Source organism: Aquiflexum gelatinilyticum (genome assembly GCF_024813435.1).
Classification (GTDB): domain Bacteria; phylum Bacteroidota; class Bacteroidia; order Cytophagales; family Cyclobacteriaceae; genus Cognataquiflexum; species Cognataquiflexum gelatinilyticum.
Genome location: NZ_JANAEZ010000008.1, coordinates 187,904 through 201,786 on the forward strand (window position 1 = coordinate 187,904; position 13,883 = coordinate 201,786).

Sequence of the window (13,883 nt, forward strand, 5' to 3'; positions counted from 1 at the left end):
GTTGGGGCTTTACTTTTGACTTTAATCAATCGTGCTAATTAATGCAAACAAAGTCAGAGGCTTACTTGGCCTTGAATTCCGCAGATACCAAAATCGCTGTTGGTTCTCCTGCCGCCGCCGGTCTTGTTACAAAATAAATATCGTGCTTTTTGCCATCCGTGATTGGTTCAATGGTGATGTTTGCCATTCCCCCTGCGCGTCCTCCGGGACCACCTGGATAAGTCATCAACTTGGTTTCGCCGATTTTCTTACCTGAAGGTGAATCCAATCTGACTTCAATGACAAAACCTTCATTACTAGGTTCCTGACCACCTCCCAATACCTGTATAGAGCCTATATCAGTAAGGTCAATTCCTTCGAAAGCAAAAGATGCTTCTTTGTCAGGAATCATCATCAAGGTCATTCCGCCAAACGACATGGTTGAGAAATCGACGAGGTTTCTTGCCTGATCCATTCCCATCTTCGGATTTCGGAGGGTTACTGCACTGTTTCCTGTCAAAGGTTTGACTCCTTCTGCTCCTCTGTCCGTAAAACTTCCTGAAAGGACAAACACCCCATTGTCACTCAGGGCCTTACTAACCGTTGGGTCTACCGATCCAGATGCCGGTAGTGAAGGCTTTTCGACAGCATCTCTTCTTCCAAGTGAAAGGATATAGGCAACTACTTTTTTGGCATCATCATTCTTCAGGTTCGGGTTTGCAGGCATTACCGTTTCACCCCAAACACCGCCTCCTCCTTTTTGGATTTTATTCACAAGGTAAGTTGTTGCGGCTTCAGGGTTTCTTCTGTATTTCCGCGCCACATCCACATAAGCAGGGCCGATGGAAGCTTCGTCTTCTTTGTGACAAGTCATACAAGTCAATGAACTTATTAAGCTCTTTCCTGTCATGGCTTCAGTCATGATCAGATGACCTTTGCCTGCTTCTGCCTGATCCAATCCTGAAATATAGTCTGCGGAGACATACAGGGTAGAAAGGTCATTACCTGCCGCTACATCATCAGGATCTGATACTGAAACATTGTATACTACTTTCTTACCAGGAAAATAGAATGTCTGATTCCCTTTGAGTTCAATGTTTACGATCGGGGCAACATTTCCTGCATAAACAGAAGCTATCGTACTTTTTGCACTCAAATTGCTAGGATCGATGGCCGAAACCTGTACATCATAATCACCGACTGCAGTGAAAGTATGTGTCAATTTTGGTTCTGTGGTATTGACTGTTTCTCCGTTTCCAAGATCCCAAACAAAATTCAAGGGGTCGTTTTCGGGGTCATTGGCTTCTACAGTAAATGTTGCCGTGAAGGGAATTGAACCGGATTTTTTATCTACGGAAATTGATTGGACGACAGGGGTTCTGTTTCCTGCATTGAAATCAATTCTGGATAGTCCCGAATCCGCATTTTTGGTAAACCACCCATTTCCATATTCCAACACATAGAATTTACCATCCGGGCCGACTTCCATATCGATCAGGGCATTGAATTTGGTTTTGGACATAAAGGGCTCCATTTTGTCAAAGTCACCGTTTGGCAACATAGTCACCACTTTGATCCAACCCCTTACCCAATCATACATAAAGAACTTCCCATCATAGTAGGAAGGATATTTTGTATCTGCAGGATACATGTCCGAGTAATAGACAGGACCTGCCATGGCATTTCTGCCGCCTGTACCGAGCTGTGGAAACTCAGCAGAAACTCCATATGGATACCATATAAATGCAGGCGACATCGGCGCTACCACTTTCACCCCGGTATTGTTTTTGGAGTTGTTGGCTGGCTTCTCAGGATCGAAAGCCGCACCAGGAGTTCCTGTAGTGTAGTCAAATTCTCGGTAAGGGTAATTATTGCCAACAAAATACGGCCAACCAAAATTACCCGCTTTTCTTGCCTGATTGACTTCGTCATAGCCTCTTGGACCTCTTGTATCCAAGCTGTCATTGGCTGCATCAGGACCTACTTCTCCCCAATAGAGGAATCCTGTTTTTTGATCCACGGAAATTCTATAAGGGTTTCTGTTTCCCTGAACATATATTTCAGGTCTTGTACCTTCAGTTCCTTTTGGATATAAATTGCCTTCCGGAATCTCGTAGCTGCCATCTTCGTTTACTTTGATCCTCAAAATCTTTCCTCTCAAGTCATTGGCATTTCCTGAGCTTCTTCTAGCATCAAATTGCTCAAAACCATCTCTGTTGTCCAAAGGTGCAAAGCCTCTGTTGACAAATTTGCTGTCTCTTTGGTCAAACGGCGTGGAGTTGTCTCCTGTCGAAAGGTAAAGCAATCCATCTTTGTCGAAAGCGATAGAACCACCGGTATGACAGCAAATTTCCCTTTGGGAATACAATTCCAAAATGATTTTTTCAGAAGCCAAATCCAGCTTGTCATTTTCAAATTTGAACCTTGAAAGCCTGTTGACTTCCTTGCCCGTTGGGCTGTAATACATGAAAATAAAATTGTTTTCCGCGAAATTCGGATCTTTCTGAATACCCATCAAACCTTCCTCAGCATTGACACCAGGCGTACTTGTTTTCCAATACACATCCAGCTTGGCAATCTCTCGGACTGTGGAATCACCGTTTTTGTACAGCATGACCTCACCTCTTCTTTGTGCTATCAAGATGTCAAGATTGGGCAAAATGGTCATTTCGGTAGGTTCGGTAAATTCACCGACTACAAGGTTGATCTTTTCAAATCTGTTTTCCTCAGGAACTCTTTGGGTCTTTGCTTTGGAATAATCCAACTCTTTGTTTTCCCCGATAGCATATTTGATTCCTTCAAGAACATGTTTTAGGAAAAGTTCTTCAGTATAAGATTCTTTGGTGTGGCCCCCTGCTGTATAGAATGCCCTTCCACCATCAAATTCATGGTACCAAGCCATTGGATGGAATCCCATCGGTTTAGTCTGCAAGTAGCTTGATTCATCTATGTCCATCAAAACATTGACGTCGGGGTTCAGCTTTTTGAAATGGTACCATTCGTCCCTTCTGTTCCAAATCTCCGGTAAAAAACGGGTAGTTGGATGGTTTCTATCTGTAACATTCAATTTACCATCCTGAACATTTGGATGTGGGTCACCTATGCCGGGGTGATAAGAAAAATTAGCGCCTGCAAGTCTACTATACCATCCCCATTCGTATTCGGTATCCGCTGCTGCGTGGATACCTACATACCCACCACCTGCTTGGATATATCTCTCAAAATCTGCCTCTTGGTAATGATTGAGTACATCACCAGTAGTACTCAACCAAATGACTGCTGAATATTTTTTCAGATTTTCTTCCGTAAACATCTCCGCATTGGTCGTAGTGTCCACGTCAAAATCGTTTTCTGCTCCGAGTTTTTGGATGGCAGCTACCCCATCCACAATGGATTCATGATAGAATCCGGCCGTTTTACTAAATACTAAGACTTTTGGTTTTCCGCTCCTTTTATTACAGGACGCAAATACCACCAAGACCGTCATCAGAAGAAATAAACTTCTTTTCAAGGAATCAAAGGTTAACATAGGTTATTGTTTTTTGGGAAATATAAAGAGATTCTCAATGTGCTTGCGGTTGAATCATTTAAGTGGGCATTTAGCCGTAAGATTGGTCGATTTCTTTGAACCAAAAGCAAATATTAATTAATTAAATTGACCTGCAAAAATTTCATTATGTATTTTTTACATTTTGAAATACATTTGGATATAAATACGCTGACCATGAAACAAATAACCAAAAAAACCATCCCTATGTTTGCGATAGCAGCCATGTTGATGTCCTGCGAAAAAAATGTGGTGGAAGAAACCCCATTAGATGGAAATATCACCATCCTCACCCAATCAAAAGGTGCAAAACTCGGTTATTCAAAATCTTCGGGTGTCAATATTCTTGATGAAAAAGGGTTGAAATTCAAGGACCTGAACAAGAACGGAGAACTTGACAAATACGAAGACTGGAGGCTTTCCTTTAAGGATAGGGCAACTGACTTGGCCACCAAATTGTCAGTCGAACAGATTGCAGGACTGATGCTTTACAGTTCTCACCAAGCCATCCCTGCTGCACCCGTGGGATTTGGTGCAGGTACATACGAAGGAAAACCACTTTCTGAAAGCGGTATGCCATCTTCCTCGCTTTCAGACCAACAAAAGAAGTTTTTGACTGAAGACAATCTCAGGCATGTATTGATCACAGGGGTAGAAAGCCCTGAAGTAGCTGCCCAATGGAACAACAATGCCCAAGCTTATGTCGAAGGTTTGGGTTTCGGAATCCCGACCAATAACAGTTCAGACCCAAGACACAGCCCAATCGCGAGTACGGAATACAACGCTGGCGCAGGAGGCAATATCTCCATGTGGCCTGAAGCCCTAGGATTGGCAGCGACTTTTGATCCGGCTTTGGTGCAAAGGTTTGGAGAAGTTGCTTCCATAGAATACCGGGCTTTGGGATTGACGACAGCACTTTCTCCGCAGATAGACCTTGGTACCGAACCAAGGTGGAACAGATTGAAAGGGACTTTCGGAGAGGATTCAAGACTATCGGCGGACATGGCACGGGGATATGTAGACGGATTTCAGTCTTCTGCACCTGAATATGAAATCTCCGGAGGTTGGGGCTTTCAAAGTGTCAATGCCATGGTCAAACACTGGCCAAGTGGCGGACCTGAAGAAGGAGGAAGAGACGGACATTTTGCTTACGGAAAGTTTGCGGTGTATCCCGGGAACAACTTCGAAGAACATTTGGTACCCTTCACAGAAGGCGCATTTAAGCTGAGCGGAAAAACCAAATCTGCTTCAGCAGTCATGCCTTACTATACCATTTCTTATGGGCAGGACAGCAAAAACGGAGAAAATGTAGCCAATGCCTACAGCGAATATCTCATTACCGATTTGTTGAGAGGAAAATATGGATATGAAGGCGTCGTCTGCACCGATTGGGGAGTGACAGGCAATGAAAGAGACAATGTGGAAGTCTTCGCAGGAAAACCATGGGGCATGGAAACCGCCAGCATTGCCGAAAGACATTACCGGGTAATCATGGCAGGTGCCGATCAGTTTGGCGGCAACAATGACATCAAACCTGTCTTGGAAGCCTACCAGTTAGGCGTTAAAGAACATGGTGAAGAATGGATGAGAGCAAGATTTGAAAAGTCAGCGGTGAGGCTGTTGAGGAATATTTTCCAGACAGGCTTATTTGAAAATCCTTACCTCGAAATCGCCCATACCAGGGAAACTGTCGGTAATCCGGCATTTATGGAAGAAGGATTTCAGGCGCAAGTCAAGTCCGTGGTCATGTTGAAGAATAAAGAAAATGTCCTTCCCATCGCCAAAAACAGCAAGGTCTATATCCCTAAAAAATTTATTCCTTCAACTACCAATTGGTGGGGAATCAAATCGGAAGAACAATGGGTAGATGCAGTGAACCTTGAAATCGCCAAAAAATACTTTCAGGTTACCGAAAATCCCGAGGAAGCAGATTTTGCATTGGTCTTTGTCAGCAACCCTGAATCAGGAACGGGATATGACCCTGCAGACAGAATGAATGGAGGCAATGGCTATGTGCCCATCAGTCTCCAATATGGCACTTACACAGCTGCTACTGCCCGAGAACAAAGCCTTGCGGCAGGAGATCCGGTACTCGCTCCACAGGTTACCAACAGGTCTTATAAAAACAAAACCATCACAGCTTCCAATCTGAAGGACCTTCAAAACATCATGGATACCAAAAAAGTCATAAACGGAAAACCTGTTATAACCATTATTTCGGCCTCTAACCCAATGGTTTTTTCAGAATTTGAAAAAGAGGTTCAGGGAATCGTGTTGCACTTCAATGTTCAGGATCAGGCAATTTTAGATATTTTATCAGGAGCTGCAGAACCAAGCGGATTATTACCGGTACAGATGCCTGCCAATATGGAAACGGTAGAAAGCCAATTTGAAGATGTAGCCCATGATATGGATTGCCATGTAGATGAGGCAGGCAATACCTATGATTTCGCTTTTGGATTAAATTGGAAAGGAGTAATCAAAGACTCAAGAACAGAAAAGTATCAGAAAAAATAAATAGCCCTAAGCACGTAAATCAAGACCCACAGTCAAAAGACTCATAGTCTTCTTTGAATATGGACCACAATTTACCGTCCTCATCACGGTAGGTTATGGTCCCTGTTCTTGTATTCTGCCTGATGTCCTGACTCATTTCGATGGTGGTACCATCCTTAAGAAGGACAGTACATGTTCCTGAGATTTCTTCGATATCGGATATACAACCTGCCAATCCCAGGATAAGGATGGATGTAAAAAAGATTTTTTTCATGGGTGAAGATTTAACAATAAAGGCCAAAATTACAATTTTGTAGCAAAACGCAAGGAGGATTGAATTATTCTTTCTTATATCATTTTTGGAGGTAAAGGACTGAAAGAAAAAAGGCCGACAATTACCGGCCTTTTTTCGTAATCTATTCACTTACTTTTTATTAACTTTTATCAAGGCATTAAAGCTGCCACTCCTGGCAATACCTTGCCTTCCATGTGTTCTAACAAAGCACCTCCACCGGTAGACACATAAGATACTTTGTCACCAAAACCAAATTTGTTGACAGCCGCGGCCGAATCACCGCCACCGATCAAAGAAAATGCGCCGGCCTCTGTGGCGTCTGCGATAGCTTGGGCTACAGACACGGTTCCATTTAGGAAACTACTCATTTCAAAAACCCCCATTGGGCCGTTCCAGAGAATGGTTTTGGAGTTTTTGATGACATCTCCGAACAATTTCCTTGTTTCCGGTCCGATATCCAATCCCATCCAATTGTCAGGAATTTCTCCGGCTTTGGCCAGACCCTGTTCGACATCATTGGCAAAAGCCTTAGAAGTAACCGTATCCAATGGAAGGATGATTTTCACTCCTTTTTGCTCTGCCTTTTTCATCAACTCCAACACATAGTCCAACTTGTCAGGCTCACAGAGAGAGTCTCCGATATTTCCACCCTTTGCTTTGGAAAAAGTATAGGACATTCCGCCGCCGATGATTAAGTTGTCGACTTTGTCCAATAACCTTTCGATGATCAAAATTTTATCAGAAATCTTTGCGCCGCCCATGATGGCTGTATAAGGTCGCTCAGGATTTTCAAGAACTTTGTCAGAATTGTCAAGTTCTGAAATCATCAGGTAACCGGCGGCTTTGGTATTGAAAAATTTGGCAATCACAGCCGTGGAAGCATGTGCACGGTGAGCGGTGCCAAAGGCATCATTCACATACACATCACCCAATTTTGAAAGCTTTTCTGCAAAAGCTTCATCTCCTTTTTCTTCTTCTTTGTAAAACCTGAGATTTTCAAGCAAAAGCACTTCCCCTGGTTTCAAGCCTGCAGCAAGGTTTTTGGCTTCCTCTCCGATACAGTCAGGAGCAAATTTCACCGATTGTCCCAATAATTTTTGGAGATTGCTGATGACATGTTTTAGGGAATATTTATCCACAGGACCATCTTTTGGCCTGCCAAGATGCGACATCAGGATCACTGAACCGCCGTCTTTCAATATTTTTTCGATCGTGGGAATGGCCGCACTGATTCGCGTATCGTCTGTTACATTTTGATGCTCATCCAAAGGGACATTAAAATCTACCCTGACAAGGGCTCTCTTACCCTTAAAATCAAGATTGTCCACACTTTTGATTCTGTTGTTCATGTTTATTGTTGTTTAAAAGGTTTTGAAGATTAAAGAAAGTGGGAAGTAGGAAGTTAGAAGTAAGAAGTTGGAAGTAATTTTGGTTTTTTGACCTTTCATCGAATGAAGAAAATAATTCTGACACTGAAAACTGATCCACTGACACAGGTTTTTTACTGAACACTGCCAACCGTAAACTGAATACTGTAAAACTGCCCACTGAAACCTGCCTACTGAACAGCCGCTCTCCGCAGTCTGTCGTTGATCGCCCTACCCAATCCTTCTTCAGGCAAAAGCTCTGATAAAATTACGGAAACATCCATGGTATCCAAAGCCCGCATGGCAGCAAATAGATTTTTTGCTGCTTCATTCAAATCCTTTGTTTGGCTCAATTGGATTTGTTTGGATTGATCTAGGGATATAAATTTTTGATAGAAAGATAAAATCGCGAATGGAATTCCCCTTGTGGAATATTCCAAAACAAGATCTTCTAATTTACCAAGAATAAATGGTTTTGTTGGGGAATAATGGCTCTTGAGCATTCCCGGTGACTTTGGATTGGAGCTCGAATGTGTCATTACTCTCACTTCGCCCACCACTTCACGGATGGCATTCAGGTCCAACCCTCCCAAACGGTAGACAGTCACTTCACCTTCTTCCAATCCCACGATTGTACTTTCCAGTCCGACTTCACAGTCTCCTCCGTCAAGGATATAAGCTATTTTGTCACCCAATTGGTCATTGACATGGCTTGCTTTGGTAGGACTGATGTAGCCAAAGGGATTGGCACTCGGCGCTGCCAAAGGAAAATCCAATTCTGACAATAGCTCATTGGTCAGTGGATGACTCGGCACTCTTACTGCCACGGTATCCAACCCGCTTGTAACCAAGTCAGGTACAATTTCCTTTTTTGGCAGAAGCAAAGTCAGTGGCCCCGGCCAAAATTTTGATGCCAACAGATCCAAAGGAAAAGGGATTTCTTTGACAAAATCATGGACCCGTTCCATGCCGGAAGTATGCAAGATCAAAGGATCAAAATCCGGTCGGTTTTTGGTTGCAAAGATCTTGGCCACAGCATCAGGATTCAGGGCATTGCCGGCCAATCCATATACCGTTTCGGTTGGGATTCCGACCAATTGCCCTTGTTCGAGCAGGGTTTTTGCTTTTGATATGTCCTTACCGATTGAGGCCATTATTCTTTACAAAAATCGTCTATCCAAGTCTTTGCTTCTGCGTATCCGAGGCTCAGGGCAAGTTTGAGATTGGCACAGCCGTCTTCTTTTTGACCGAAAGCGCTCATCTGCGTCACACCCAAAAGGTAATAGGCCGCGCCGTTTTGCTTGTCAAGGTTGACGGTATTGATCAGTGAGTTGATGGCTGAGACAGGGTCATTGTTGCCAAGTTGGGCTTTTGCTTTGTTGAATTGTGCCAATGCATTTTTCGGATCCGCCTGAAGCGCCACATCAAAATCGAAGATGGCATCTTCATATTGTTCCAAAGCCAATAAAGCAAGCCCTCTGTTGTAGTAAATGTCGTTTTGTTTTGGATCGAGTCCATTGGCAGTATTGTAATCCAACAGGGCTTCTTTGTAGGATTTTTTCTCCAAATAGGCATTGCCCCTGTTGAAGTAGGGTTTGTAAGAAGTGGAATCTACGGCTATGGAAGCTGAAAAAGAGGCTATGGCTTCATCAAATTTACTTTGTTGGAAAAGGGCAACTCCTTTTGCATTCAGTGCGGTGGTATTTGCAGGATTTTTTTCGATGGTCCTGTCAAAGAACTCAATGGCTTTGTCATATTGCTCGGTTTCCATCATTTTGATTCCCTCATCAAAGAGCTCTTGCTCGGAAGGACTACAAGACCAAAACGAGATGATGGCCATCAGCCAAAGGAGATTTTTTTTCACGGTTTTTTAATTTTGGGCAAAGATAAAGAATTATGCCTCTTTGGAAGATTTCCCCATTAATTTTAAAGCATACTCCTCGGGAACAGGGACAGGGCGCATTGTCTGCATGTCCACAAAAACCATAGTGGTATAAGCTTGGGCAAAGATTTTATCCCCGCAGTCTTTTGATTTCCCCATCAATACCTGCTCCAATACAAATGAAGTATTCCCGATTCCGGTACATTTTACATAGACATCGGGCCTGTCTTCGGCATGGATGGGAGTCCGATAGTCAATATTAATATTGGCAACTACCGTACCTACTTTAAAAATATCCCATTCGCAGACCCTAAATAAAAATTCAGCCCGGGCATGCTCAAAATAATTGAAATAGATCCCGTTGTTGACATGCATATAGCCATCGATATCCGAAAAACGGACCTGGATCGGGACTGAAAAAGAAAAAGAGGACAGTACATCCTCCGGTTTATATTTATTCATTGTGTTGATTCTTTGATGGATCACATCAAGATTTCTGATTTGGAGGTTTTTTCCAACATCCTTAAAATAGATGGATTTAGCCCCACTATATCCTCCACGGCATCAAACTGTATCCAGGCAAGGTCTTTACTTTCCTCCGAAATCTGAAGTGGCTCGTTCATTTCGGCTTCAAACAAAAACCTGACGTCATAATGAAAATGCTCAGGAACATCGCCTCTCTGCGGAATCGTGTGCCTGTCAATGTCAAAAATCCTTGAATCCACAATCCTCAAAGAAGTCAACCCGCTTTCTTCCTGTGCTTCGGCCATGGCCACCTCAAGAAGGTTTTCATGCCCATCCGCATGGCCTCCGAGTTGGAGCCATTTGTTGAGCTTTCGGTGTAAAGTCAGAAGCGTATGTGTCCTTCTTTTATTGACAATCCAAGCCGATCCGGTAAAATGTCCCTCCAGTCTTTCCCTGACATAGGCATTGTCATCAAAGGTAAGCTCGATGAAATCATCCACAAAAGAGGATTCATCTTCAAAGGGTGTTCTGTAATTTTCAAGGTTTTCTCTAAGTGATTTTCGGTCCATACTAAGGGTAGGTTTGAAATAAATCGTCGATAAACTGGTCAAAGGGCTTTGCGTTTTGATACAAATGGTCTGAATAGACCGTGACCAAAACTTTGAGGAAGCTGGGTTTATCGTTGATATTGACCTTTTCGATGCTCACATTGCCAAACATCTGGTCAATCTTTTGGGAAAAATCAGTGCTACTCAGGGGTGGCTTGAAATACTGTTTTTCAGTAGTCCTGACATTTTCCTGAATTTCCTCCATTTTTCTGTCCAGACTTACACGATGATATCCCAAATCTAACATTCGTCTGCCAAAAGCAAAGAAAAGATGGGAAAAAGTTTTTTCGTCCAAAGGGCTTTCAAAAGAAACTGCAAATCCGTTGGCATATGGAGAATTGAGGATATGTACCTCCGGGGAAGCCGTGATTCCTGACTTTTTGAAATGGTAATTTTTGTTGATGAGCTTCAGTGTCGCCATTCCCTCCTCTGATTCCATCCAATTCGCAACCATATCCTTTTCCCCTTCGGATTGGGAAAAATTCTCTTTCATGTTCATGGGAGCTGATTTTTTAGGAAATAATTTTCCCAAAATATCATCAATAAATGAGGCCATCAGTGTTTGATTTTATAGGTGCCGTTTGGTTCTGTCATGATCAATCCTTCCTCCTCGAGTTCTCTCAAAATCCTGACTGTAAAAGGATCGTTTTTCAAACCCGGAATTTCTTGGATTTTATGAAGGGAAAACAAGGTTCCCCCACTTAAAGTTTGAATAATCTTTTTTCTGACCCTTTCTGCTTCAGTATCATGATGTTTTCGGTTTTCAAGACAGACATCGCATATCCCGCAAAAATCATCTCCCTCTTCCCCAAAATAAGAGGAGATCTGATTTGCCCGGCAAAGGGAAGCGTTCTTGATATAGCCTACCATCGATTTGGCTTTGGAAATGGCATTTTGTCTCCTTTCCTCAATTCTCTTTGCATTCAAAGGTAGCTTTCCGGCATCAAATCTTGCTGTCAGAAAAGTGATTTGGGGTTTGTCATTTCTGGGATGGTAAGCCAAAATCCCCACCTGATCCAGGTATTCGAGTTGTTTGATCAGGTCAGACTCTTCCATCTTGGCGTTTTTGGCCACTTTAGATTCTTGGATTTTGAGGTATTCGACAAAAAGCTCCCCGCCATAAGTCCGCATCAAGACTTTGATCAAGGGGTCCAATTTGGCATTGGCGATCTGAAATTCGTAGAGTTTGCTTTGGTCAACCAAAAAATGAATAGTCGAAGGTGAATAAAATCCTTCATTCAGCTCCAAAAACCCTTCTTCTTGAAGAACTTTCAAAGCATTATACGTTGTCAGCAAATCAAGCCCATAAGTCGACGTAAAGGAAGACATGTCAAAATCATAACTGGCCATAAATCCGCTTCCCACCGCAATCCGGTATTGGTTTGCCAGACTTTGGTATACTTTCTTCAAGAAATCAATCGGAGGATAAGCCATCGCCGCACGCTCTTCCAAGACCATCATGTCCTGCTCATTAGTCAGCAAAACCCCATAAGCTTTGTGTTCGTCCCGCCCTGCACGGCCAGCTTCCTGATAATAGTTTTCCAGGTTTTCGGGCAAATCCATGTGGATTACTACCCTGACATCAGGTTTATCAATACCCATCCCAAAGGCATTGGTGGCGACAATGACCCGGATTTGGTTTTTCTTCCATTCATTTTGCCGCTTGTCTCTCGTCTCATTGTCTAGGCCGGCATGGTAAAAACTTGCCGAAATCCCCATCTGATTGAGCACATTGGCGATATCCTTGGTGCCTTTCCGGTTTCTGACATAGATAATGGCCGAGCTGGGGATTTTATTCAGAATCTCAATGGCTTTTTCCAGCTTGTTTTCTACTAATCTGACCGAATAGCTGAGGTTTTTTCGGAAAAAAGAACGGACAAAGACCGATGGTTTTTTGAGCTCTAACTTCTCGATGATGTCTGCCTTTACTTTCAAAGTAGCGGAAGCAGTCAGGGCAAGACATGGAACATTCGGGTGAAATTCACGGATCAGCGCAATCTCCAAATAAGGCGGTCTGAAATCATATCCCCATTGTGAGATGCAATGCGCCTCATCAACAGCGATCAGATTGACTTTCATTTTTTTGAAGCGCTCTATAAAAATCTCGGTTTTGAGCCGCTCCGGGGAAACGTAAAGGAACTTGTAATTACCGTAAATGCAGTTGTCCAATACGGTATCGATCTCTCTTTTTCCCATCCCTGAATAAATCGCTGCAGCCAAAACCCCCTTTTTCCGAAGGTTGTCCACCTGATCTTTCATCAAAGCAATCAGCGGGCTTACCACCACACAGATTCCGTCCATCGTCAGAGCCGGAACCTGGAAACAAATGGATTTCCCCCCCCCGGTGGGCAAAAGGGCAAGCGTATCCTTTCCTTCCAAAACAGAAAGCACGATCTCCAACTGAACAGGACGGAAGTCACTGTATCCAAAAACCGTACTGAGAATATGGAAAGCCTTTTCTCTCAATTTACCATTTGATTTGCCCTTTGTTCAAAAATGCGGTGACGCCTTTTTTGCAATCATCTGTTCCTCTAGCCTTGGCATTCATCGAAGCTCCATATTCCAAAGCCTCTTCCAAAGTCCTTTCCTGCACCCTTCCTATCATTTCTTTGGTAAGCGACATGGCTTCACCCGAGTTTTGTTCAATCAGTTTTTGCGCAAAAGCATAAACCTTTTCCTCTAACTCGGCGGCTTCGACCACCCTGTTTATCAGTCCAATGGATTGGGCATAAGTAGCGGAAATCAGGTCTCCTTCCAGCAGCAGCTGCTTGGCTTTTCCTTCACCGAGTTTCCGAAGGAGAAAAACCATGACAATAGCAGGAATAAATCCGATTTTGACTTCAGTATAACCAAATTTGGCTTCTGTTGCCGCAAAAGAAAAGTCGCAGATACTCGCCAATCCACATCCTCCAGCCAAGGCATGTCCCTGAATCTGCGCAATGATGACCTTGGGAAAAGTATAAATTTTGTGAAAAAGGTCTTTAAGGCCACGGCTGTCAATCAGGTTTTCTTCGAAAGAATTAAACTGAAGAGCATGTAGTGCCGCTAGGTCTGCACCGGAACAAAAGACTTTTCCTTCGGCTTTGATAACAATTACCTTGACAGCATCATCCCTTTCAAAATCCGTCAGTGCAGCATCAAGATAAGCGATCATTTCGCCGTTTAAAGCATTTCTTTTTTCGGGTCTGTTGAGGATAATGTAACCTATCCTGTCTTTGATCTGCGTTATTATCGGTTGGTCCAT

The 13,883-nt window shown here is 43.2% G+C and carries 11 protein-coding genes; 1 reads left to right on the forward strand and 10 read right to left on the reverse strand.

The annotated features are described in order from the left end of the window. Positions 1-61: 61 nt before the first annotated feature. A complete protein-coding gene (locus NK987_RS17010) occupies positions 62-3,490 on the reverse strand; it encodes a ThuA domain-containing protein (protein WP_338021205.1) in 3,429 nt (1,142 codons plus the stop codon). Between the two features lie 213 nt (positions 3,491-3,703). Between NK987_RS17010 and NK987_RS17015 the strand changes: the two genes are divergently transcribed. After that, positions 3,704-6,043 carry a glycoside hydrolase family 3 protein gene (locus tag NK987_RS17015; RefSeq protein ID WP_259264831.1) on the forward strand — a complete coding sequence of 780 codons (2,340 nt, stop codon included), beginning with the start codon at positions 3,704-3,706 and terminating at the stop codon, positions 6,041-6,043. A 19-nt stretch (positions 6,044-6,062) separates the two neighbouring features. On the opposite strand, the gene NK987_RS17020 is transcribed toward NK987_RS17015, so the two are convergent. The 9 genes from NK987_RS17020 to NK987_RS17060 all read right to left on the reverse strand — a co-directional run bounded on the left by NK987_RS17020 (position 6,063) and on the right by NK987_RS17060 (position 13,883). Then, positions 6,063-6,296 (reverse strand): YgdI/YgdR family lipoprotein, encoded by a 234-nt coding sequence (locus NK987_RS17020; RefSeq protein ID WP_258423898.1) that lies wholly within the window; start codon positions 6,294-6,296, stop codon positions 6,063-6,065. 170 nt (positions 6,297-6,466) lie between these two features. Next, the gene (locus tag NK987_RS17025; protein ID WP_259264832.1) at positions 6,467-7,666 is read right to left on the reverse strand and encodes a phosphoglycerate kinase; all 1,200 of its coding nucleotides are present in this window, start codon (positions 7,664-7,666) and stop codon (positions 6,467-6,469) included. Positions 7,667-7,875: 209 nt separating this feature from the next. Beyond that, a complete protein-coding gene (locus NK987_RS17030) occupies positions 7,876-8,838 on the reverse strand; it encodes an L-threonylcarbamoyladenylate synthase (protein ID WP_259264833.1) in 963 nt (320 codons plus the stop codon). Further along, entirely contained in the window at positions 8,838-9,524 is a 687-nt protein-coding gene (locus tag NK987_RS17035; RefSeq protein WP_275982566.1) for a tetratricopeptide repeat protein, read from the reverse strand. Before NK987_RS17035 ends, NK987_RS17030 begins: the two co-directional genes overlap by 1 nt. 54 nt (positions 9,525-9,578) lie before the next feature. Then, on the reverse strand, positions 9,579-10,028 hold the full coding sequence (locus NK987_RS17040) for an acyl-CoA thioesterase (protein WP_259264835.1): 450 nt from the start codon (positions 10,026-10,028) through the stop codon (positions 9,579-9,581). A 20-nt stretch (positions 10,029-10,048) separates the two neighbouring features. Beyond that, positions 10,049-10,600, reverse strand: a complete 552-nt coding sequence (locus tag NK987_RS17045; protein WP_258423903.1) for an NUDIX hydrolase — start codon at positions 10,598-10,600, stop codon at positions 10,049-10,051. Between the two features lies 1 nt (position 10,601). Beyond that, complete coding sequence (locus NK987_RS17050) at positions 10,602-11,195, reverse strand: hypothetical protein (RefSeq protein WP_259264836.1); 594 nt, start codon at positions 11,193-11,195, stop codon at positions 10,602-10,604. Further along, positions 11,195-13,105: a RecQ family ATP-dependent DNA helicase gene (locus tag NK987_RS17055; protein ID WP_259264837.1), complete on the reverse strand. Its 1,911-nt coding sequence runs from the start codon at positions 13,103-13,105 to the stop codon at positions 11,195-11,197. The genes NK987_RS17050 and NK987_RS17055 overlap by 1 nt, the downstream gene beginning before the upstream one ends. A gap of 1 nt (position 13,106) precedes the next feature. Continuing rightward, positions 13,107-13,883 carry an enoyl-CoA hydratase/isomerase family protein gene (locus NK987_RS17060; RefSeq protein ID WP_259264838.1) on the reverse strand — a complete coding sequence of 259 codons (777 nt, stop codon included), beginning with the start codon at positions 13,881-13,883 and terminating at the stop codon, positions 13,107-13,109.